Source organism: Acidovorax sp. Root402 (assembly GCF_001425125.1).
GTDB lineage: Bacteria > Pseudomonadota > Gammaproteobacteria > Burkholderiales > Burkholderiaceae_C > Acidovorax > Acidovorax delafieldii.
The window spans coordinates 244,775-266,745 of sequence record NZ_LMDQ01000018.1; the positions used below are offsets into that span (position 1 = coordinate 244,775).

Annotated in this window: 25 protein-coding genes; 16 read left to right on the top strand and 9 right to left on the bottom strand. The window is 65.3% G+C overall.

What is annotated here, in order from left to right; genetic code table 11:
- Positions 1-3: 3 nt before the first annotated feature.
- The 9 genes from fdxA to ASC83_RS21570 form a co-directional block, all read right to left on the bottom strand.
- Positions 4-333, bottom strand: coding sequence for a ferredoxin FdxA (gene fdxA / locus ASC83_RS21530; protein WP_008904181.1), 330 nt, complete (start codon positions 331-333; stop codon positions 4-6).
- A gap of 114 nt (positions 334-447) precedes the next feature.
- Positions 448-1,818 (bottom strand): sulfate adenylyltransferase subunit 1, encoded by a 1,371-nt coding sequence (locus ASC83_RS21535; protein WP_056067441.1) that lies wholly within the window; start codon positions 1,816-1,818, stop codon positions 448-450.
- On the bottom strand, positions 1,818-2,771 hold the full coding sequence (cysD, locus tag ASC83_RS21540) for a sulfate adenylyltransferase subunit CysD (RefSeq protein ID WP_056067443.1): 954 nt from the start codon (positions 2,769-2,771) through the stop codon (positions 1,818-1,820). The genes ASC83_RS21535 and cysD overlap by 1 nt, the downstream gene beginning before the upstream one ends.
- A gap of 14 nt (positions 2,772-2,785) precedes the next feature.
- Positions 2,786-3,409 (bottom strand): phosphoadenosine phosphosulfate reductase family protein, encoded by a 624-nt coding sequence (locus ASC83_RS21545; protein ID WP_056067445.1) that lies wholly within the window; start codon positions 3,407-3,409, stop codon positions 2,786-2,788.
- A 49-nt stretch (positions 3,410-3,458) separates the two neighbouring features.
- A complete protein-coding gene (locus ASC83_RS21550) occupies positions 3,459-3,845 on the bottom strand; it encodes a DUF934 domain-containing protein (protein WP_056067796.1) in 387 nt (128 codons plus the stop codon).
- Between the two features lie 40 nt (positions 3,846-3,885).
- Positions 3,886-5,670, bottom strand: a complete 1,785-nt coding sequence (locus ASC83_RS21555; protein ID WP_056067447.1) for a nitrite/sulfite reductase — start codon at positions 5,668-5,670, stop codon at positions 3,886-3,888.
- Between the two features lie 7 nt (positions 5,671-5,677).
- The gene (locus ASC83_RS21560; protein ID WP_056067450.1) at positions 5,678-6,481 is read right to left on the bottom strand and encodes a sulfite exporter TauE/SafE family protein; all 804 of its coding nucleotides are present in this window, start codon (positions 6,479-6,481) and stop codon (positions 5,678-5,680) included.
- A gap of 131 nt (positions 6,482-6,612) precedes the next feature.
- Positions 6,613-8,574 carry an FAD-dependent 5-carboxymethylaminomethyl-2-thiouridine(34) oxidoreductase MnmC gene (mnmC, locus tag ASC83_RS21565; protein ID WP_056067451.1) on the bottom strand — a complete coding sequence of 654 codons (1,962 nt, stop codon included), beginning with the start codon at positions 8,572-8,574 and terminating at the stop codon, positions 6,613-6,615.
- Between the two features lie 193 nt (positions 8,575-8,767).
- The gene (locus tag ASC83_RS21570) at positions 8,768-9,040 is read right to left on the bottom strand and encodes an oxidative damage protection protein (RefSeq protein WP_010461281.1); all 273 of its coding nucleotides are present in this window, start codon (positions 9,038-9,040) and stop codon (positions 8,768-8,770) included.
- A 158-nt stretch (positions 9,041-9,198) separates the two neighbouring features.
- Between ASC83_RS21570 and ASC83_RS21575 the strand changes: the two genes are divergently transcribed.
- From ASC83_RS21575 to ASC83_RS21640, 16 genes are all read left to right on the top strand, one after another.
- The gene (locus ASC83_RS21575; RefSeq protein WP_056067453.1) at positions 9,199-10,221 is read left to right on the top strand and encodes a sulfate ABC transporter substrate-binding protein; all 1,023 of its coding nucleotides are present in this window, start codon (positions 9,199-9,201) and stop codon (positions 10,219-10,221) included.
- A gap of 177 nt (positions 10,222-10,398) precedes the next feature.
- Positions 10,399-10,989 (top strand): NADPH-dependent FMN reductase, encoded by a 591-nt coding sequence (gene ssuE / locus ASC83_RS21580; RefSeq protein ID WP_056067455.1) that lies wholly within the window; start codon positions 10,399-10,401, stop codon positions 10,987-10,989.
- A 138-nt stretch (positions 10,990-11,127) separates the two neighbouring features.
- On the top strand, positions 11,128-11,304 hold the full coding sequence (locus ASC83_RS24055) for a hypothetical protein (protein WP_156379578.1): 177 nt from the start codon (positions 11,128-11,130) through the stop codon (positions 11,302-11,304).
- Between the two features lie 58 nt (positions 11,305-11,362).
- Positions 11,363-12,334 (top strand): sulfonate ABC transporter substrate-binding protein, encoded by a 972-nt coding sequence (locus ASC83_RS21585; protein ID WP_056067458.1) that lies wholly within the window; start codon positions 11,363-11,365, stop codon positions 12,332-12,334.
- A 41-nt stretch (positions 12,335-12,375) separates the two neighbouring features.
- Positions 12,376-12,516: a hypothetical protein gene (locus ASC83_RS24200; RefSeq protein WP_165836556.1), complete on the top strand. Its 141-nt coding sequence runs from the start codon at positions 12,376-12,378 to the stop codon at positions 12,514-12,516.
- 46 nt (positions 12,517-12,562) lie between these two features.
- Positions 12,563-13,726: an FMNH2-dependent alkanesulfonate monooxygenase gene (ssuD, locus tag ASC83_RS21590; protein ID WP_056067459.1), complete on the top strand. Its 1,164-nt coding sequence runs from the start codon at positions 12,563-12,565 to the stop codon at positions 13,724-13,726.
- Between the two features lie 23 nt (positions 13,727-13,749).
- Positions 13,750-14,124, top strand: coding sequence for a VOC family protein (locus ASC83_RS21595; RefSeq protein ID WP_056067462.1), 375 nt, complete (start codon positions 13,750-13,752; stop codon positions 14,122-14,124).
- Positions 14,121-14,987: an aliphatic sulfonate ABC transporter permease SsuC gene (gene ssuC / locus ASC83_RS21600; protein ID WP_056067463.1), complete on the top strand. Its 867-nt coding sequence runs from the start codon at positions 14,121-14,123 to the stop codon at positions 14,985-14,987. Before ASC83_RS21595 ends, ssuC begins: the two co-directional genes overlap by 4 nt.
- A 48-nt stretch (positions 14,988-15,035) precedes the next feature.
- Positions 15,036-15,998, top strand: a complete 963-nt coding sequence (locus ASC83_RS21605; RefSeq protein WP_056067465.1) for an aliphatic sulfonate ABC transporter substrate-binding protein — start codon at positions 15,036-15,038, stop codon at positions 15,996-15,998.
- A 4-nt stretch (positions 15,999-16,002) separates the two neighbouring features.
- The gene (locus ASC83_RS21610) at positions 16,003-16,812 is read left to right on the top strand and encodes an ATP-binding cassette domain-containing protein (RefSeq protein ID WP_056067467.1); all 810 of its coding nucleotides are present in this window, start codon (positions 16,003-16,005) and stop codon (positions 16,810-16,812) included.
- Between the two features lie 60 nt (positions 16,813-16,872).
- Positions 16,873-17,088, top strand: a complete 216-nt coding sequence (locus ASC83_RS21615; protein WP_015013774.1) for a molybdopterin-binding protein — start codon at positions 16,873-16,875, stop codon at positions 17,086-17,088.
- Between the two features lie 341 nt (positions 17,089-17,429).
- Positions 17,430-18,038: a TetR/AcrR family transcriptional regulator gene (locus ASC83_RS21620; RefSeq protein WP_056067469.1), complete on the top strand. Its 609-nt coding sequence runs from the start codon at positions 17,430-17,432 to the stop codon at positions 18,036-18,038.
- A 205-nt stretch (positions 18,039-18,243) separates the two neighbouring features.
- Positions 18,244-19,245 (top strand): NADP-dependent oxidoreductase, encoded by a 1,002-nt coding sequence (locus ASC83_RS21625; protein ID WP_056067470.1) that lies wholly within the window; start codon positions 18,244-18,246, stop codon positions 19,243-19,245.
- Between the two features lie 131 nt (positions 19,246-19,376).
- Entirely contained in the window at positions 19,377-20,084 is a 708-nt protein-coding gene (locus ASC83_RS21630) for an SDR family oxidoreductase (protein ID WP_056067472.1), read from the top strand.
- 391 nt (positions 20,085-20,475) lie between these two features.
- Positions 20,476-20,880: a GreA/GreB family elongation factor gene (locus tag ASC83_RS21635; protein ID WP_056067474.1), complete on the top strand. Its 405-nt coding sequence runs from the start codon at positions 20,476-20,478 to the stop codon at positions 20,878-20,880.
- Positions 20,881-21,003: 123 nt separating this feature from the next.
- Positions 21,004-21,960: a universal stress protein gene (locus ASC83_RS21640; protein ID WP_056067798.1), complete on the top strand. Its 957-nt coding sequence runs from the start codon at positions 21,004-21,006 to the stop codon at positions 21,958-21,960.
- Positions 21,961-21,971 lie beyond the last annotated feature (11 nt).

Here is a 21,971-nt window from a genome sequence, read left to right on the forward strand (position 1 = left end):
GGGTTACTTGATCAGTTCGTTGACCTTGCCCGGCTTGCCGTTCCATTCGTCGGCGTCGGGCAGCGCCGGCTTGCGCTTGGTGATGCTCTTCCAGCCGTCGGCAAAGGCCAGGTCGGCGTTGAGCTTGATGAAGGCGATCTGGTCTGCGGGCAGGTCTTCCTCGGCAAAGATGGCGTTGGCCGGGCACTCGGGGATGCAGACGGCGCAGTCGATGCATTCGTCAGGATCGATGACGAGCATGTTCGGGCCTTCGCGGAAGCAGTCCACGGGGCACACGTCCACACAATCGGTGTACTTGCACTTGATGCAGTTTTCGGAAACGACGTGGGTCATGACAGGAGTTGTGTGGGTCGGTGAAAACCCTCGATTTTAAAAGCTTTCACCGACCTTTGGTTGCAGGGTCCCTCACCCCGATGGGGTGACTGGGGCTTGGGGCGCTGATCTGGATCAGTTGACGAGCACGGCGCCAGCGGTTTTGTGGCTGGCGGTGTCCACCAGAATCAGCGAGCCCAGCACGCGGGCCTGGCTGAATGCTGCGGCGGGAATCGCCTCCTGCAGCAGCAGGTCCACATGGCCGATGGCATTGGGATCGAGCTGCGTGGCGGCTTCTTCGGCCAGCGTGTTGATGTTGAGCTTGTGCACCACGGCCTTGACCTTGGCCTTGACCCAGCGGTGGCCGTGCAGCGCCCAGTACACGCGGCCTGCGACCAAGGGCTCGTCGTCCATCCAGGCGACGGTAGTGCGCAGCTCGCGGCTGGCGGGCCAGGCCGGGGTGGCGGCGGGCGTGTCGCCAAAGTCGTCATCTGCTGGGGCTGCAGCGGGTGTGGGCGCTGCCAAAATCCAGTCGCCGCGCGATACGTCCACCTCGCGGTCCAGGATGATGCCGGCGCTGGTGCCTGCGGGCACGTCCTTGGGGCGGCGGGCGTGGTCCAGCACCTGGGCCACGGTGGCGAGCTGGCCGCTGGGGAAGATCTGCACGGCCGTGCCGGGCGCGAAGGTGCCCGCAGCTACACGGCCCCAGAACACGCGGCGGCCCTGGCTCGTGTCGGACGAGGACGAGAACTTCTCGACCCACTGCACCGGGAAGGCAGGTGCCAGTGCTGTGTCTGCCGGGGTGTTGGGCAGTTCTTCCAAGACTTGCAAGAGGGTAGGACCGTCATAGCCGCACCAGCCTGCGTGGGCGTCCACCACGTTCCAGCCCTTGAGGGCGGAGACCGGCACCATGGCTCGCACGGTGATGCCTGCCGCCTGGGCAAAGGCCTGCAGTGCGCCTTGAATATGCTTCCAGGCCAGTGCGGGGTTTTCCACCGCGTCCAGCTTGTTCACGGCAAACGCCAGCGAGTGCACGCGCAGCAGATGGGCCAGCAGGCTGTGGCGGCGCGTCTGCGGCAGCAATGCGAGGCCGGGGTTCTTCCAGTCGAGCTTGGTCGCATCGACCAGCACCACGGCGGCGTCGGCGCTGGATGCGGCCGTCACCATGTTGCGGGTGTACTGCTCATGGCCGGGCGCGTCGCCAATGATGAACTTGCGCTCTTCCGTGGCGAAGTAGCGGTAGGCCACGTCGATGGTGATGCCTTGCTCGCGCTCGGCGGAAAGGCCGTCGGTCAGCAGGGCCAGGTCGGTCTCACCCTGGCGCTGAACGCCGGCCAAGTGGTCTTGCAGCACGGCCTTGCTGTCCACCAGCAGGCGGCCGATCAGCGTGCTCTTGCCGTCATCGACGGAGCCGCAAGTGATGAACTTGAGGGCGGAAATATGGTCGTTTTGGCCGGTAGCGCTAGTGTTGTTTGCGCTAGTAGCTATTGAATTGATAGCGGTCATCAGAAATACCCGTCCTTCTTGCGCTTCTCCATCGAAGCATCCGATGTCTTGTCGTCCATGCGCGTGGCGCCACGCTCGCTTACGTCGGCGGCCAGCGTCTCGATGACGATCTCGGCCGGGGTGGCTGCGGTGCTTTCCACGGGGGCGGTGCAGGTGATGTCGCCCACGGTGCGGAAGCGCACATCGCGCGTTTCCACCACGTCGCCTTCACGCGGCGGGGTCAGCTCGGTCACCGGCATCAGCAGGCCCTTCTTGTCCACCACCTGTCGCTTGTGCGTGTAGTAGATGCTGGGCAGGCCGATCTGCTCGCGGTCGATGTACTGCCACACGTCCAGCTCGGTCCAGTTGCTGATGGGGAACACGCGGAAGTGTTCGCCGGGCTGCAGGCGGGTGTTGAACAGGGTCCACAGCTCGGGGCGCTGGGCCTTGGGCTGCCATTGGCCAAAGTTGTCGCGGTGGCTGAAGATGCGCTCTTTGGCGCGCGCCTTTTCCTCGTCGCGGCGGGCACCGCCGATCAGGGCGTCAAAGCGGAACTCTTCAATCGCTTCGAGCAGCGTGACCGACTGGTGCACGTTGCGCGACTCGCCGGGGTGGGCCAGGCGCACGGTGCCGCGCGCCATCGAATCTTCCACGCTGCGCACGATGAGTTCGGCGCCCAGTTCCTTGGCGCGGAAGTCGCGGAAGTCCGTCACTTCCGGGAAGTTGTGGCCCGTGTCGATCATCAACAGCGGGTAAGGGATGCGGCCCGCGCCAAAGGCCTTCTCTGCGCACTTGAGCATGACCAGCGAATCCTTGCCGCCCGAGAACAGCAGGGCGGGGCGCTCGAAGGCGGCGGCGACTTCGCGCAGGATGAAGATGGTTTCTTCTTCCAGGGCGTCGAGGTGGGAGTTGTTGAGGTGGTAGCTCATGTTGTTGGTTTTCTCAAGCAGCGCTGAGTCGGTGCGGGCGTTCATGGTCGGACCTGGGGTCAGTGGGCAATGTGCAGGCCACACTCGCGGTTGTCTTCGCCCTTGGTGGGGTCCACGTAGTCGAAGTTGTTGGGCAGGCCGTGTTTCACGCAGTACTCGTGCAGGTCTTTGGACGACCAGTGCAGCAGCGGAGCCACTTTGATGAGGCCGTCGGGGTTGATGCTCACCGGATCCATCTGCGCGCGCACGGCGGTGTCGGTGGCACGCAGCGCAGTGAACCAGACTTGCGGCGCGGTCTCGCGCAGGGCGCGGGCAAAGGGCTCCAGCTTCACCTCTTCGGTGAAGGCGGCGTGGCGTGGGTCGTCCAGCGCGGGCGTAGGGCCGTCCACCGCTTCGCGGTGGGCGCGCGAGCGCAGGGGCAGGTAGATCTTCAGCTTCAACCCCAACTGCTGGGTCACTTCGTCGGCAAAGCGGTAGGTGGCTTCGGTGTTGTAGCCGTTGTCCATCCAGACCACGGGCACATCAGGATTCACCTGCGTGACCATGTGCAGGATCACGGCTTCGAAGGGGCGGAAGTTGGTGGTGACGATGCTGGTCTTGCCCAGGCCCAGGGCCCATTCCACGAGGGCGGGCGCGTTGCGGCCCAGGTCGGCGTTGATGCGTGCGAGATCGATTTGGCTCATGGTGAGGGACTCGTGTGTTGGTGCAGCGGGCGCGTGGGCAGTGCGCCTGTCAGGCAGCCTTGGCGGCAAACAGGGGTTGGGGGTTCACTGCGTCGCCCTGGTAGAAGCCAGGGAAGCGTTCAAACTGGCGCTGCGCATCGGCAGCGTCCACGCCCTCGCGCAGCACGGCGCTCGAAAAGCCCGTGCGTTGCATCTGCACCAACTGATCGATCAGCACATCGCCGGTGGCGCGGATCTCACCCGTAAAGCCACGGCGGCGGCGCAGCAAAAAAGCCTGGCTGAATGCGCGGCCATCGGTGAAGTTGGGGAAGTGCAGATCCACACGGTCCACGCCATCGAGCGGCAGGGCCAGCGCATCGGCATCGTTGGGCAGGGCCACGGCGCGGGCGTCGCCATGGGCAGGCGGCTGGTGGTCTTGGGCGGCGATTAGTTTCAACATCATGTCTGTGGGGCTGTGCTGTACGGCGCTGCGGGGCTCAGGCGGCAGCGGTTTCTGGTTCTTTGTGGCGTGCCTGCTTGGCGGCTTCCTTGAACGGGTCGAGGCCAGTGCGGCGCACAGTGTTCTGGAAGGTCTCGCCGCTTTCGCGCAGGTCGCGGTAGGTGCCGAGCACGGCCTCGATCACATCCGGAACTTCGGCCGCCGAGAACGATGGGCCAATCACCTTGCCGGCCACGGCAGCGCCCGACAGGTCGGAGCCGTCAGAGCCGCCCAGCGTGACCTGGTACCACTCCTTGCCGTCCTTATCCACACCCAGGATGCCGATATGGCCGCTGTGGTGGTGGCCGCAGCTGTTGATGCAGCCGCTGATGTGCAGGTCGATCTCGCCGATGTCATCCAGCTCGTCCAGGTCCTGGTAGCGCTGGGTGATGGCCTCGGCAATCGGCAGCGAGCGGGCATTGGCCAGCGCGCAGAAGTCGCCGCCTGGGCAGGCGATCATGTCGGTCAGCAGCTGCACGTTGGCGCTGGCCAGGCCTAGGGCCTTGGCTTCTTGCCACAGGTCAAACAGGCGGCTGGCGTGCACCCAGGGCAGCAGCACGTTCTGGTCGTGCGTCACGCGGGCTTCGCCGGCGGAGTATTTGTCCACCAGGTCGGCCAGTGCGATCAGCTGGTCGCTGGTGGCGTCGCCGGGCGACTGACCAGGGCGCTTGAAGGATAGCGTGACCGCGCGCAGCTGAGCGTTTTGGTGGGCGTGCACATTGCGCTTGAGCCAGCGGCCAAACATCACATGCTCTGCCGCCTGTGCGTCCAGCGATGCCTGCAAGGCTGCGGGGGCCACGTCGGCAATGTCGGCCAGCTTGGGTGGCACAAAGCAGGCGGCCACGCGGTCAAATTCAGCCTGCGGGATGGTGTGGGGGCCGCCGTCGATCTCCAAAATCTGGCGGTATTCGGCTTCCACATCGTCGATGTACTGCTGGCCTTCGGACTTCACCAGAATCTTGATGCGGGCCTTGTACTTGTTGTCGCGGCGGCCGTGCTCGTTGTACACGCGCACGATGGCCTCGATGTAATTCATGATCTGGTTCCACGGCAGGAACTCGCGGATCACGGTGCCGATGACTGGCGTGCGGCCCATGCCACCGCCCACAAACACCTTGAAGCCGATCTCACCTGCATCGTTCTTGACCAGGTGCAGGCCCACATCGTGCCAGCCCGTGGCCGCGCGGTCGTCCTTGGCGCCGGTGATGGCGATCTTGAACTTGCGGGGCAAAAACGCGAACTCGGGGTGCAGCGTGGACCACTGGCGGATCAGCTCCGCATAGGGGCGGGGGTCCACGATCTCGTCCACAGCGATGCCTGCCAGCGCGTCGGTGGTGGTGTTGCGGATGCAGTTGCCGCTGGTCTGGATGCCGTGCAGGTTCACGCTGGCGAGCAGGTCCATCACGTCCGCGCTTTTGGACAGCGGAATCCAGTTGAACTGCACATTGGTGCGGGTGGTGAAGTGGGCGCAGTGCGTGGGCAAGAACGTGGTGCCTAGCTTGCCCTGGCCTTCCATGGCGGCCTTGAAGACGGCGGCTTCGGGCTCGTCGTATTCGCGGGCAATCTGCGCCAGCACGCGCAGCTGGCGGCTGGCGATCTCGCCGTAGGGCACTGCCACGCGCAGCATGGGCGCGTAGCGCTGCACATACCAGCCGTTTTGGAGGCGCAAGGGGCGGAAGTCGTCCTCGCTCAGCTTGCCCGTCTGCCAGCGCGTGAGCTGGTCACGGAACTGTGCGGCACGCTGTTTCACGAACTGGGTGTCGAAAGCGGTGTATTGGTACATAGGGGGCTCAGATCAGAATCAGTTTGAAGCCTGCCCAGGCCAGCAGAATGGACAAGGCGGAGCGAATCAGGCGCTCAGGAGTACGGGCGACGAGGCGAGAGCCCAGCCAGATGCCCGGCAGCGAGCCAGCCAGCAATTGTGCAAGCAAAGGCCAGTCCACCGAGCCCAGCGACGCATGACCCGACCCTGCCACCAAGGTCAAAGGCACGGCGTAGGCAATGTCGGCACCGATGATGCGCGGCAGCGGCAGCATGGGGTACACCAGCAGCAGCACCGTGACGCCGATGGCGCCCGCGCCCACCGAGGTAAAGGTCACCAGCGTGCCGATCACGGCGCCCAGCAGCACCGGCAGGCTCCAGTGGCGGGGGCGGGTGGGGTCGCCGGTGTGGCTTTTGCGGGCAGCGGCTTCGGCTGCCTGGCGCTGGGCAGAAAACGCCACCACCTTGTAGAGCGTGGCCGCCGCCGTCAGCAGCAGGGCAAAGCCCAGCGTGGTGGTCATGATGGCCTGCGCCGTGCCGCTGGCGGGCCCCAGGACTTTCAGCGCCCACAGCGCCAGCAGCGCCGCCGGAATGCTGCCGGCGCATAACTGACCCACTACCTTCCAGGGCACCAGCCGTTGGCGGGCCAGGCTCACGGTGCCGCCCATTTTGGTGAAGGCCGCGAACAGCAGGTCGGTGCCGACCGCCATGTGGGGCTTGATGCCGAAGAAGAAGATCAGGATCGGCGTCATGAGCGAGCCGCCGCCCACACCGGTCAGGCCAACGATGAGCCCGACGGCAAAGCCCGCAAAAACAAACGCCAATTCATGCATGGCGGCGAATGTAGAGGGGCTTCTTATGGATGCAAACTATTGTTTTGCTCTGCCAATATGTCTATTTGTTTATAAGCAAGGATTGGCGCGGGCTGGCGGAGGGCTGCCTTGGGATGCCTGCGGCGCCCGCGTTACGGCAGGCGCTCGGTGCCCAGCGCCTTGGCCAGCCGCGCATCCAGCGGCAGGGGCTCACCCTGCACTCGGGCGGCCAGCAGTTCGCCGCACAACAGCGCCAGTGTCAACCCCCGTGCGCCCATGGCCGTGCTGGCCCACAGGCCCGGCAGGTGGGCCGCGTCCACCGGGCCCACGAGAGGCAGCCGGTCGGGCGCGGTGCAGCGCACGGCGGCCCAGGTGCGCAGAGCCGGGGACTCGCCCGGGGCGGGCTGAGGCGCTGACACGGCCAGCGCCTGGGTGAACAAAGGCTCCAGCTGGGGCGCGATGCCGGGCAGCAGGCCCTGCAGCTTGGCCCAGTTGGTGGCATGGGCGGTGTGGATGTCGGCTGTGCTCGGCGGCAGGGCCTGCACATCGCGTTCGAACGTCGAGCCCATCACCCAGCCTTGATCGCCATCGGCTTGATCGCCCAGCGGGAACCGGGGCACCAGGTTGCCATTGCCGTTGGCTGGGAACGGAATCGATGGTCGCAGCGGCGTTGCCGTGTCGGCATGTTGGCCCCACGACACCTGCCCGCGCACCGGCTGCAGGGGCCAGCGATGGTTCAGCAGCGCCGCGCTGCCGGCGCCTGCGGCAATGACCACGGTGGGCGCCTCGGCCAGCACCTGGCCGTGGGCATCGATCACTTGCCAGGTGGCGATGTCCGGACTGTGCGTCGTGGCGGGTGTCTCCACGCGCCGCAGCTGGGCTACCGCGCAATTTCCCCGCCATTGGATGCCAGGTTGGCCCAGCAAGGCCCTGGCCAGGCGCGCCGGGCGCACCCAGCCCGCCTGGTGGTGCCAGCAGGCGGTTGCGTCGGGCGGTAACTGGGCAGCAGCCAGGGCAGCGGGGGGCGCAGGCTCGCTCCAGGCGGCACCCGGCCCTTGGGGCCAATCGGGCGACAGACCTGGGCTGCCGTCGGTGCGGTGCTCCAGCACGCCGCAATGTGCCCAGTCCACCCCCTCGTTCAGCAACCAGCGGGCCTGCTCCAGCGTGGTGCGGATGCCGCTGCGCGACAGGCGCGACAGCACACTGTCGTCGGGCGACACATGGGGCGCAAACACGCCAGCGGGCAGGGCGGATGCGCCTGCGGCGGGCTCGGCGGCCTGGTCCAGCACGGTGACCTGCCAGCCGCGCCGGGCCAGACTGGCGGCGGCGGCGGCGCCTGCAATGCCGCCGCCGATCACGATGCAGGGGCCGGGCAGAGACGGCTCCGGTGTCGCCCCGGGCTGGCGCGGGGTGCGCGGCTCCCAGCGTGGGTTGTAGGTGGCGTGCAGGTTGTCGCGCTTGGGCGGCACGCCGGGCACGCGGGTCACTTCAAAGCCACATTGCGCCAGGGCATCGCGCACGGCGCGTGCGATGGTCCAGGTGGCGAGCTGTGTACCGCGACGGCAAGAGCGCGCCACGGCTTTCAGCGTGTGCAGGTCCCAGCTTTCGGGGTTGCGCTGGGGGCTGAAGCCGTCGAGGTAGATGGAGTCCACCGTCAGGTTCTGCTGGCGCAGCATGGCCTGGGTGTCGCCCACATGCAGGGTGAGCAGCACCCGGCCTTCATCAAAACGCAGGCGGTGCACGCCCGGCAGCAGGCCCCACCACTGGCGGTGCAATGCTTCAGCCAGCGGCGCCAGCTCGGGGTGGACCGATGTGGTGCGCAGCAGGTCGGCTGCACTCACGGGCCAGGCTTCGGTCGATACGAAGTGCAGGAGCGTGGGGCGCTCTGGGTCGGCCCGCCAGGCGGCCCAGGTCACCAGGAAATTCAGGCCAAAGCCGAACCCGGTTTCCAGAATGCGCCACTGCGATTGGCCTGCCCAGGCCTCGGGCAGGCCACAGCCGTGCAGAAACACCCGGCGGGCCTGGGTGAGGCCGCCGTTTTCGCTGTGGTAGCGGTCGCCGAAGCGGGGGCTGTAGGGGGTGCCATCCGGCAGCCACTCGATGGGTTCAGTCATGTGGACGGCAAAAGGCCGGCGTGGCGCCGGCCTGTTGGAAAGGGAAGGCGGTTTTTACCGCGAACCGCTCCAGGGTGCGTTGCGCTGCGTCACGCGCCGGGCGGGACATATCCCGCTGCGGCGTCTGCGCCGCCGCCGAAGAAATGGTTTTGGCGAAACCACTTTTTGCAGCGCTGCACTTCGCGTCGCTCCGTTACGCGCTGGGCGGGACGTAGCCCGCCGCGGCGTCTGCGCCGCCGCCAAAGAAATGGTTTTCCATCTGGCGTGCCAGGTACTGGCGGGCGCGCGCATCGGCCAGGTTCAGGCGGTTTTCATTGACCAGCATGGTCTGGTGCTTGAGCCAGCCGGCCCAGGCTTCCTTGCTCACGCTTTCCCAGATTCGCTTGCCCAGCTCGCCAGGGTAGGGCGGAAAGTCGAGGCCTTCGGCTTCCTTGCCGAGCTTAATGCATTGAACGGTGCGTGCCATGGGATGTCCTTGGTGTGGGGCGGGCGAAAAAGGCTTCGCTCAGATGATTTGGATATTAAGAACTGAAATCTCAGTAGTTCCAGTTTTGAAGAGGGCCTTCCAGAATGCGTTCCATCGGTGATTTGCACTGCAACACATTCACAAAAAGAGGCCCTTCCATGAACTTTCGCCGCGACTTTATCAAGTTTCCCTTCGCCGCTGCCCTGGTCAGCAGTTTGGCCCTGACGGCATTGCCGTCGTTTGCACAGTCTGTGACGCTGCTCAATGTGTCGTACGACCCGACCCGCGAGCTGTACGTGGAGTTCAACCAGGCCTTCGCCAAGCACTGGAAGGCCAAGACCGGCCAGGACGTGACCATCAAGCAAAGCCACGGCGGCTCGGGCAAGCAGGCGCGCTCCATCATCGACGGGCTGGATGCCGACGTGGCCACCCTGGCGCTGGCGGGCGACACCGATGCGCTGCACACCAACGGAGGCTGGATCCCGAAAGACTGGCAAAAGCGCCTGCCGCACAACAGCTCGCCCTACACCTCCACCATCGTGCTGGTGGTGCGCCAGGGCAACCCCAAGGGCATCAAAGACTGGGACGACCTGGTGCGCCCCGATGTGAAAGTGATCACGCCCAACCCCAAGACCTCGGGCGGTGCGCGCTGGAACTACCTGGCAGCGTGGGAATTTGCCAAGCGCAAGTACGGTGGCGACGCCAAGGCCAAGGACTTCGTGGCCAAGCTGTACGGCAACGTGCCCGTGCTCGACACCGGCGCACGCGGCTCCACCATCACGTTTGCGCAGCGCAACCAGGGCGACGTGCTGATTGCGTGGGAGAACGAGGCCTACCTGCTGGAAAAGGAATTCGGCACCAAGTTCGACGTGATCGCGCCGTCCATCTCCATCCTGGCCGAGCCCGCCGTGTCAGTGGTGGACAAGAACGTGGACAAGAAGGGCACGCGTGCCGTGGCCGAGGCCTATCTGCAGTACCTGTACACCGAAGAAGGCCAGGACATTGCGGGTAAACATTTTTACCGCCCCGCAGTCTCTGACAAGGCCAAGGCCAAGTACGCCAAGCAGTTCCCCAAGCTGAACCTGTTCACGATCAACGACGCGTTCGGTGGCTGGGACAAGGCTGCCAAGGACCACTTTGCGGACAACGCGAGTTTCGATCAGATCTACACGCGCAAGTAAGCAGGCCCAACCGCCCCGAAGGTGGCTGGGGCGATGCTCCAGCCTCCATGGAAGAACCCTGGCCCCAACGGGCCGGGCGGGGCGTTGTTTGTCCTTTTTATAAGAAAAACAAGCTCAAGCGCTAGTCCGTCATGCGCTGGTAGCTATCAAAACAGTAGTAACAAAGGAACCAACACCATGTCCGCCTTGCTCATCGCTGGCAGCCCTTCAGAGCGCTCCCGCTCCGCCGCCTTGCTCGACGCCGTGGCCCAGCGCCTGTCGGTGCGCGGCGCGCTGGTGGATCGCGTCCATATCCGCGACCTGTCGCCCCAGGCGCTGTTGCTGGCCGATTTTGGCCATCCCACCGTGGTGAAGGCGATTGACCAGGTGGCAGATGCCAGCGTGCTGGTGGTGGCTACGCCGGTCTACAAGGCGGCGTACAGCGGCGTGCTCAAGGTGTTTCTGGATTTGTTGCCGCAGACAGCACTCAAGGGCAAGACCGTGCTGCCCCTGGCCACGGGCGGCAGCCCGCACCACATGCTGGCGCTGGACTATGCGCTGCGCCCCGTGCTGCAGTCGCTGGGTGCCAAGAGCATCCTGCCCGGCATCTACGCCACCGACGCCCAGGTCACGCTGACGCCCGAGGGCACCTACCACGTGCAGGCCGACATTGCCGCCCGGCTGGATGACGCGGTCAACGTGCTGGTCACCGAAACCCTTCGCCCATCGCCCGCCCAGGCTACACGGTTCGCGCCGGTGCATTTCTCGCAAGTGCGATGTAGTGTCTGACGGACCACGCGCCTGCGGCCCTGGCCGCAGGTGCCCACGCTCCGCCCGCCTTCCTCCGTTCCATTGTTTTCCTGGTAATGCCCGCTGAGCGCAGGCAGGGCGGGCTGTTGCCTGCTTGTACAAAAAAAGGTGCTGTTCATGTCCGGTGACGCAATCCCTCTGTCCGCACAGCCACAGGCTCCATCGGTCCTTGAAGACCGACCCCTGGGTTTGCGCGACGCCCTGCGCTGGCTGGGTGTTGCCTTGCTGGTGGTGGCTTCGCTCGTGGTCATCGGTGCCTTCTTGCTCATGCCGGTGGTGCCTGTCGCGGGCTGAACTCCCGCAGTTTTGGCCTCTTTTTGCCGCCCCTTTTTTCTAGAAACAAACCATCACCATGACGACATCGTTCTCTCTTCATCGCCGCCAGGCGCTGCTCACCGGTCTGGCCGCCGCCACTCTCGGCGTCACGGGGGCCCCGGCCCTTGCACAAACGACTGCGCCCGGCCGCGTGCTGCGCGTGGGCCACCAAAAAGGCTGGCTTTCTATCCTCAAGGGCCGTGGCACGCTCGAAAAGCGACTGGCCCCGCTGGGTGTGAAGGTGACCTGGACCGAGTTCAACGCAGGCCCCGTGCAACTGGAAGCGCTCAACGTCGGCTCCATCGACTTTGGCGACGTGGGCGAAGCCCCGCCCATCTTCGCCCAGGCCGCTGGCGCGCCGCTGGTCTACGCTGGCGCCACGGTGCCGCGCCCCGCGCTGGAGGCCGTGATCGTGCCCAAGGACTCCCCGATCCGCAGCGTGGCCGACCTCAAGGGCAAGCGCGTGGCCTACAACAAGGGCTCCAACGTGCAGTATTTCCTGGTCAAGCTGCTGGAGAAGAACGGCCTGAAATACGGCGACGTGCAGTCTGTCTTCCTGGCCCCAGCCGACGCGCGCGCCGCGTTTGAAAAGGGCGCAGTCGATGCCTGGATCATCTGGGACCCGTTCCTCGCTGCCGCCCAGAAGACGCTGGATGCCCGCCTGCTGGCCGACGCCACGGGTGTGGTCAACAACCGCGCTTACTACTTCACCTCGCGCGACTTCGCGACCAAGAACACCGATGTGTTGCGCATTGCAATCGAAGAGGTCAACGCGATTGACACCTGGGCGTCCAAGAACAAGGCGGCTGCAGCCGCAGAGCTCTCTGCCGTTCTGGGGCTGGACAAGTCCATCACCGAGCTGTACCTGAACCGCGCGCAGTTCGGCACCGCCCCGGTCACGCGCGAGATCCTGGCCGAGCAGCAAGGCATTGCCGACACCTTCTTCGACCTGAAGCTGATTCCCAAAAAGCTCAACCTGCTGCACGCCGCGCCGGTCGATCTGCTGTAACCCCACCACCCAGACCACAAACACGTTCCAAGGAGCTTCCCATGCCCGCGCCCATGCCTTTCCCGTTGCACGCCCAGCTGCGACGCGTTCTGTGCGTCACGGCCACCGCCTGGGGGCTGAACGGTCAGCAGCGGCGCGCGGTCTTGCGCCCGCCCCAGTTCGGCTTTGCCATCTCCTACTGATTTCGTTCGGACCTCGTTGAGATCCCGTTTTGAAGAGACCTGTCCCATGCAAATCTTCTGGTTCATTCCCACCCACGGCGACAGCCGCTACCTTGGCACCGCCAAAGGCGCACGCCAGCTCAGCCATGACTATCTCCAGCAGGTGGCGGTTGCCGCTGACAGCCTGGGCTACGAGGGCGTTCTGATCCCCACCGGCCGCTCCTGCGAAGACCCGTGGGTGGTTGCGTCCAGCCTGCTTGCCGTGACCAAGAAGCTCAAGTTCCTGGTGGCTGTGCGCCCCGGCCTGCACCAGCCCGCACTGGCTGCACGCATGGCCGCCACGTTCGACCGGCTCTCGGGCGGGCGCCTGCTCATCAACCTGGTGACCGGGGGCGATCAGGCCGAGTTGGAGGGCGACGGCGTGTTTCTGGACCACGCCACGCGCTACGAGCAGTCGGCCGAGTTCATCCGCATCTGGCGCGAAATCCTCACGCGCAGCCACCAGGGCGAAAGCCTCGACTACGAGGGCAAGCACCTCACGGTGAAGGGCGCAAAGCTGCTGTTTCCGCCCTTGCAGCAGCCGCACCCACCGGTGTACTTCGGTGGGTCGTCCGACGCCGCCCACGACCTGGCGGCCGAGCAGGTGGAGACCTACCTGACCTGGGGTGAACCCCCCGCCGAAGTGGCCAAGAAGGTGGCCGACGTGCGCGCCCGCGCTGCAAAGCGGGGCCGCTCGGTCAAGTTTGGCATCCGCCTGCACGTCATCGTGCGCGAAACCGAAGACCAGGCCTGGGCCGCTGCAGAAGAACTCATCAGCCACGTGGACGACGTGACCGTGGCGCGTGCCCAGGCGGTGTTCTCACGCATGGATTCCGAAGGCCAGCGCCGCATGGCACAGCTGCATGCGGGTGGGGTCAAGCGCAGCCGCGCCGACCTGGAGATCAGCCCCAACCTGTGGGCTGGTGTGGGCCTGGTGCGTGGTGGTGCGGGCACGGCGCTGGTGGGTGACCCGGAAACGGTGGCTGCGCGCATCGAGGAATACGCGGCGCTGGGGCTGGACACCTTTGTGCTCTCGGGCTACCCGCACCTGGAAGAGGCTTACCGGTTTGCCGAGCTGGTGTTCCCGCTGCTGCCCGTGGGTGTGCGCGAGAAGCTCTCTGGCGGCAACCCGCTGGGGCCGTTTGGCGAGACCGTGGCCAATGACTTTGTGCCCCGTGCGTCGCAAAGCTGAACCGGCACCGCAGGAGATATGCCATGAGCATCCAGTCCATCAACCACGTGCAACTGGCCTTCCCGGCTGGGGCTGAGGCGCCCATCCGGCGCTTTTACGCCAGCCTGCTGGGCCTGCCCGAGGTGCGCCTGCAGGCCGGTAAAACGCTGCGGTTTGCCGCGGGCACCCAGCGCATCGATCTGGTGCCTACCGAGCACTGGCAACCGGCGCCTGCGGTGTCGCACCTGGCCTTTGAGGTGCAGGACCTGCCCGCGCTGCGCCACCGCCTGCTGCAGGCCGAGCTGCCGCTGGTGGAAAACCGCGCGCTGCCCGGCTACCTGCGCTTTTACGTCAAGGACCCGGCGGGTAACCAGCTGGAGTTCCTGGAGCCCGATAACGAACAGGACATCACACCATGACACAGACCACCCGAGAGCTGCAGATATCGCCTGTGGCGGACTCCGTCGATCTCCCGCTCGAAGGGCCTTTGCTCCCAGCGTCGCTGGTCCGCTTTGTGGCCAATGTGGCGCAGCGTCTGCTGCCCTGGGCCGTGCCTGTAGGGCTCATCGTGTTGTGGCAGATCGCCTCTTCTTCGGGCTGGCTTTCCACCCGCGTGTTGCCTGCGCCGCTGGAGGTGGTGAAGGCAGCCTGGACGTTGACCCTGTCTGGCGAGCTGTGGACCCACGTCAAGGTCAGCGCAGGCCGGGCGCTGGCGGGTCTGGCCATCGGGGGCGGGCTGGGATTGCTGCTGGGCCTGCTCACCGGCTCGGTCAAGCTGTTCGAGACGCTGCTCGACTCCACCATCCAGATGGTGCGCAACATCCCTGCGCTAGCGCTGATTCCGCTGGTGATCCTGTGGTTCGGCATCGACGAGTCGGCCAAGCTGTTCCTCATCAGCGTGTCGGTGTTCTTCCCGATCTATCTCAACACCTTCCACGGCATCCGCAATGTGGACCCGGGCTTGATTGAGATGGGCCGCACCTACGGACTGGGGCGCTGGCAGCTCTACCGCCAGATCATTCTGCCCGGCGCCTTGTCGAGCATCCTGGTGGGACTGCGCTTCTCGCTCGGCCTGATGTGGGTGATCCTCATCGTGGCAGAGACCATTTCGGCACAGGCGGGTATTGGCTACCTCACGATGAATGCGCGGGAGTTCCTGCAAACCGACATCGTGCTCGTGGGCATCCTGCTGTACGCGTTGCTGGGCAAGCTGGCTGACGTGTTTGCCAAGGGGCTGGAGCGCTACTGGTTGCGCTGGCACCCCGGCTACCAGACGGCTTGAGCTGCGGGGCCCTGACTCCGACATTCCTACAACGCATTCATCACGACCATGACCCTTCCTTTCCTGATTCATCGGCGCACCGTGCTCGGTGCCCTTGCGGCACTGTCCAGCGGCCTGGCTGCGGCGCAAGGCAAGCCCGAGACCCTGCGCATTGGTTTGCAGAAATCATCCACGCTCACCACCATCCTGCGAACACGGGGCACGCTGGAGCAATTGCTGGCACCGCTGAACGTCAAGGTCTCGTGGCACGAGTTCACCAGTGGCCTGCCTTTGCTCGAAGCCCTGAACCTGGGCAACATCGATGTCAGTGCCGACGTGGCCGACACCGTGCCCGTCTTCGCCCAGGCGGCCGGCGCCAACCTCACCTTCGTGGCGCAGGAATCGCCATCGCCCGCCGCCCAGGCCATCGTGGTGCGTGCCGATTCACCCATCAAGACCGTGGCCGACCTCAAGGGCAAGAAGATCGGTTTTGCCAAGGCGGCGGGCGTGCACTTCTTGCTGATTGCAGCCCTGGAGAAGTCCGGCCTGACGTTCAAGGACATCGAGCCCGCCTACCTCACGCCGGCCGACGGCCGTGCAGCCTTTGAGCGTGGCGCCATTGACGCCTGGGTGGTGTGGGACCCGTTCCTGGCCGCCGTGCAAAAGCAGTCGGCGGTACGGGTGCTGGCCGACGGGCGTGAGCTGGCGTCTTACCAGCGCTATTACCTGGCCGGGACTCCCTATGCCAAGGCCCGACCCGATGTACTCGGTGTGTTCTTCCACGAGCTGCAGAAGGCCGGTGCCTGGGTCAAGCAAAGTCCCAAGGACGCAGCCGCGCTGCTGGCACCGGTGTGGGGGCTGGATGCGGGCGTGATCGAGCTGGCCAATAGTCGCCGCAGCTATGAGGTGCGCGCCGTGGTGCCCACGGCCCTTGCCGAGCAACAGCGCATTGCGGATGCCTTTTTGGCCGAAAAGCTGTTGCCCAGGCGCGTGAATGCCCTCGATGTGCCTCTCTTCAAACCCGGAGCCTGATGCCATGAGCCAGAACGATCCCAACACAGCGCAGGGCGTGCGCCTGGAAGTGCGCAGTGTGGACAAGCGCTACGGCACGCGCGATGTCCTCAAGAAGACCGAACTCACGATTGAACCCGGCCAGTTTGTCGCCATTGTGGGCCGCAGTGGCTGCGGCAAGAGCACGCTGCTGCGCCTGGTGGCGGGCCTGGAGTCAGTTTCTGGCGGTGCGATCCGCCTGGACGGCCGGGACATCACGGGCCTGAGCGGTGACACCCGCATCATGTTCCAGGACTCGCGCCTCTTGCCCTGGAAGCGCGTGGCTGACAACGTGGCCCTGGGCCTGCCGCCCGAGCGGCGCGGAGCCGCGGCCGATGTGCTGGCGCGCGTGGGCCTGGGCGACCGGCTGGGCGAATGGCCGGCACGCCTGTCGGGCGGCCAGCGCCAGCGCGTGGCCCTGGCGCGTGCGCTGGTGCACAACCCGCGCCTGCTGCTGCTGGACGAACCCCTTGGTGCGCTCGACGCACTGACCCGCATCGAGATGCACCGCCTCATTGAAGGCCTGTGGCGCACCAGCGGCTTTACGGCATTGCTGGTCACCCACGACGTGCAAGAGGCCGTGGCCCTGGCCGACCGCGTGATCCTGATCGAAGACGGCCAGATCGCGCTGGACCAGCGCATCGACCTGCCACGCCCCCGTTCGCACGGTGACGCCGCGTTTGCTGCCATCGAAAAACGCATCCTGGACCGCGTGCTGCAAAAGCCCGATGGCGACCCCGCACACGAGGCGCCATGGCCAGGTGTGCCAGCGCATGGCCTTCGCTGGGCGGTGTGATTTTTCTGTTTCTCTCACCCACTGTTTTCATTTTTCAACGGACTATTCAAGGAGAACCCCATGTCCATTCAAGCCATCAACGTACGCAACCAGTTCAAGGGCAAAGTGCGCGAGATCATTCGCGGCGATGTCGTCTCCGAGGTCGATGTCGAAACCCCCTGGGGCATCGTCACCTCCGTCATCACCACCCGTTCGGTGGACGACCTGGGCCTGGTCGTGGGTTCCGATGTGGTCGCACTGGTCAAGTCCACGGAGGTGTCCATCGCCAAGCTGTGATGGAGCACGGCGCGCAGCCATCGTGGGTATTGCGGCTGAATTGCGCGCAAAGCGGGCGGTTGAAGCGACCTGCTGCGTGCGGGGGCCTGCGGTGCTTTGGACGAAGACTGCGACGGGCGAATAGCTCGTTTGGAAACGGTCGCATCGCATGAGGGGAGGGCTGGGGGTTCATCAATACAGCCGCAGTCCGCCTTCTTTTTGACCATCCACCACGTGCCTGTTCATGGCGCTGCTCGCATTCCAGGCCCCGCAGGGGCCTGTTTTTTTGGGGCGGAACGATGCACGGGCGTGTGTTCAACCCCATAGACCAAGCGCAGTTGCGCTGAATGGTGGGTTTATGTATGATAAACATCATGCGAAATATACAGCCCAATGCCCGAGCCGCCGCCAAAGAAGCGACCCATGAGCGCATCGTGTCGGTGGCGGCGCGGGCGATCCGTCGCCAGGGCTACCATGGCACCGGGGTTGCGGACATCATGAAGGAAGCAGGCCTGACGCATGGCGCCTTCTATGCGCACTTCGAGTCTCGCGAGGCCATGCTGGCCGAAGCGGCAACGCAGGCGTGCGCTCAGTCTGTGGCGACGGTGGCGGGCGCTGTGGCGGGGGAGCCTGCCTCGCAGGCGATGGCAACCGTGCTCAAAGCCTACCTTTCGCGCGAACATGTCGAGAGCATCGAAACGGGTTGCCCTCTGGCCGCGTTGGGCTCCGAAACCTCGCGCCAGTCCCCTGAGGTGCGACGCGTCTCCACCCGGCACATCAAGGAAATGGTCGATCTGATTGCGCGCCAGTCACCCCAGTGGGGCCAGCCAGAAACCCATGAGCAAGCGCTTGTCACCTTGTCCACCATGGTGGGAGCGCTCGTGCTTGCCCGTGCTGTGGACGACGCCGCGCTGTCCGACAGCCTGCGCGAAGCCGCGCTCAAGCATCTGTTGCCGGCGGAAACGGCATAACGCGGATTCACACCCAGCCTCTTCTTGATCGTGCGATGGCACGCATTTTTTTATCATTACATATGATGTTTATCATGCGAAATAACGGCCCAACCCCTAAACAGCATCTGGTGCGTCATGGAGGGACGGCTTTTTTGGTGGAGCCTCGCCAGTCCGCGTGGCATTGCTGTGCAGCCATGCAATCCCTTGCAGCAAAGGAAACCCCATGAAAGCGTTTGTTCTGGATCGCTATGCCAAAAAGGGCGTACTCCGGCCTGCCGATGTTCCTGCCCCCTCCCTGCGCGACGATGAGGTGCTGGTGGAGGTCCATGCAGCGGGCGTCAACCCGCTCGACGCCAAGATCCGAGATGGTGAGTTCAAGCTCCTGCTGCCTTACAAGATGCCGCTCATCCTCGGGCACGATGTGGCGGGCGTGGTGGTGCGGGTAGGGCCGCGCGTGCAGCAGTTCAAGCCGGGGGACGAGGTCTATGCCCGGGCGGACGACTTTCACATCGGCAGCTTTGCGGAGCTGATTGCGGTCAAGGAGTCTTCGCTGGCCTTCAAGCCCCGCAGCCTGACCATGGAAGCGGCAGCGTCGATCCCGCTGGTGGGGTTGACGGCATGGCAGGCCCTGGTGGAGAAGGCCCAGGTCAGAAAAGGGCAGAAGGTTTTCATCCAGGCGGGGTCGGGGGGGCTGGGCAGCATCGCCATCCAGCTGGCCAAGCACTTGGGCGCCACCGTGGCCACCACCGCCGGCGCGGGCAGTGCCGCACTGCTCCAAAGCCTGGGCGCGGACGTTGTCATCGACTACCGCCAGCAAGATTTTGAAAACGTGCTGCGCAACTATGACGTGGTGCTGCACAGCCAGGACAGCAAGGCGCTGGCCAAGTCCCTGCGCGTGCTCAAGCGCGGAGGCCAACTTGTCTCCGTCTCGGGCCCGCCCGATCCCGCATTCGGCGAAACCCTTCATGCGTCTGGCTTCTTGCGGATGGTGTTCCGGCTGTTGAGCGCCGGTACCCGGCGCCGTGCCCAAGTGCTGGGCATTGGCTACTCGTTCCTGTTCATGCGTGCACAGGGCAGCCAGCTGCAGGAGATCACGCGTCTGGTGGATGCAGGGGCCATCCGCCCGGTGATCGACAAGGTGTTTCCCTTCGACGCAACCAACGAAGCCATCGCCTACGTGGAAACCGGCCGTGCCAAGGGCAAGGTCGTCGTCAAGGTGCGCTGAGCTGCTCGCTTACTGCTGCCTCGCACCCGTCTCGCGTCCGTCTCGCACCTATCGAGCCCTCACTCCATATCCATCCATTGCACAGCCCGTGCATATCCCTGTTCAGTCCCACCCCAACCCTGGAGATTCCCATGAAGATCGAAAACGCTGTTGTCCTCGTCACCGGTGCCAATCGCGGCATTGGCCTGGCCTTTGTTCGCGAGCTGCTCGCACGCGGTGCGCGCAAGGTCTACGCCGCCGCGCGCGATCCGTCCACCATCGTCCCGCAACCCGGCGTGCAGGCTTTGCGCCTGGACGTCAACAACCCCGAAGAGGTGGCGGCTGCCGCCGCGCAGGCGTCTGACGTGACTTTGGTGATCAACAACGCGGGCATCGCCCAGCCCGGCGGGTTTCTGGCGGCCGACAGCGAAGAGGTCATGCGCCGCATCTTTGAGACCAATGTCTTTGGCGTGCTGCGTGTCAGCAAAGCCTTTGCCCCGGTCCTGCAGTCCAACGGAGGCGGGGCGCTGCTCAACGTGCTGTCTGTGGCGTCGTGGGTGAATGGCGGCGAGCTGGCTGCTTACTCGGCCAGCAAGTCTGCGGCCTGGTCGCTCACCAATGCACTGCGCCATGAGCTGGCCGCGCAAAACACGCAGGTCCTGGGCCTGCACATGGCGTATGTGGATACCGACCTGACGCGCGGCTTTGACGTGCCCAAGACCAGCCCGGTTCAGATCGTTCGGCGCGCGCTGGATGGCCTGGAAGCAGGCACGGACGAGGTGCTGGCCGATGAGCTCACACAGCATGTCAAGCTCGCGATGACGGCCACGCGACCCAGCTACCTGCCGCAAGTGGCCTGAGTACGCCGCGCAGGGGCCACCCAGCTGGCGTGACGCTCTGGGTGGCCCCTGGTGGCGACAAAGATCGGCCACCCAGCCGCTGGGTATCTGGCAAGAACCCTGGGGCTATTGCTCCCAAAACCGCCCGTGTTACCTACACTCGGGCCCATGACGACCCTTCTGGTTTGCCCTTTTGCCGCCCTGGCTGTGCTGCCCCGCGCAGCGGCCTGCGCGCGAGCGGTGGCCAAGAAGAACGCGCGTCGTCAGCTGACGCCAGCACATTCCTGAGCCCGGCGGCACCCTCTCTCCTCATCCCCTTGTAGCGCAACCATCCACCGCCGGGCACCAGCCAAGCGCGGTAGCGGCCGTCTTGTCCCCACGGGGCACCGCCGCATTCGATGGAGTGCTTTGTATGCATGCAGTTGTGACCCCTGGCGAGCGCACGCTCACCGACCTGGACTATTCGCGCCTGACCAAGCTGGTCGGCAACCGGCCTGCGCCCTTGCTGGACGACCTGCTGGCCAACGCCGATATCACCAGCCCACGCACCGTGCGGGCAGACGTGGTCACCATGAATTCACGCGTGGAGCTGGTGGACCAGCACACCCACCGGCGCCAGGTGCTGACCCTGTGTTACCCGCAGGACGCCGAGCCTGCGGCGGGCTTCATCTCGGTGTTGTCGCCGGTGGGCATCAGTCTGCTGGGCTTGCGGGTTGGAGATATGGCCAAGTGGCAAACGCCCCATGGCGAAGAGTGCTCCGCCACCATCGAGAACATCCAGTACCAGCCCGAGGCCACGGGCGACTACCTCACCTAGTCGCCTTCGCACGCCGGCCCGCTGCGGGCCGTACCACCAGATCACTTCTCACCAGACCGGCGCCAATCGCATTGGCAGCCGTTGGAGGAGTGCGCGTTGTTCACCACAGAAGGACGTACCACCATGACCCCTCGTTCCATCCTTGCCGTCACCGATTTCTCCGAACAGGGAGGGCACGCGCTGGCGCGTGCGGCGCTGCTGGGCGCAGAGCATCGGGCTGCGTTGCAGCTGGTGTATCTCTCCCAACCCGGCGAAGTGCCGCCACCCGACGTGGCCGTGCGACTGTCGCACCATGCGCTGCAGATTCGGCAGCGCCACCAGATTCCTGTTCATTCCGGAACACGCATGGATTGCACGGTGGCGGATATCGCCCGCGCGGCAGCGGGTCACGACCTTGTGGTGTGGGGCATGGCCCCGCAGCGCGGGTTGCGGGCCTGGTTCGGCGCGCACCCTGCGATCCAGTTGCTCCGTGCCTGCCAGCGCCCCGTGATCGTGGTGCGTAGCGCAGCGGCACAGCCCTACCAGAGCCTGATGGTGGCGGTGGACTTTTCTCAGGCTTCGCATCGCCTGGTGGAGCTGGGCCTGGCGCTCCACCCCCGCGCACGTGTGGAACTGTTCCATGCCGTCAGCACTGCCAATGAGGGCAAGCTGCGTTATGCCGAAGTCTCGGAACGCGCCATCCAGATCTACCGCGAGCAGTGCAGGCGCCATGCGCAGGACCGCATGTTCACGCTGACCGACTCGTACGATGCGCGGCGCAACCGGCTTTCATCCTCCATCGGCCGGGGCGACCCGGCGCGGCAGGTGCTGGTGGCGCAGCAAGGGGCAGGGGCCGACCTGATCGTGGTGGGCAAGCATCCCGCGTCCCGGTGCGCAGACTGGCTGTTCGAGAGCGTTGCGCAACGCATCCTCCATGAAGCCCGCACGGACGTGCTGGTGGTACCGCACGGCTTTCAGTCCGCATCCCGGGGGGCCGCCCTGAAACGCCTGGCGACCGATCTGCCCGTGCGCCGTGTCAAGGCAGGCCAGCCGCGCCTGCCGAGCCATCCCAACCCTGCGGCGCTGCAGGGTGGCACATGACGAAGGAGCCC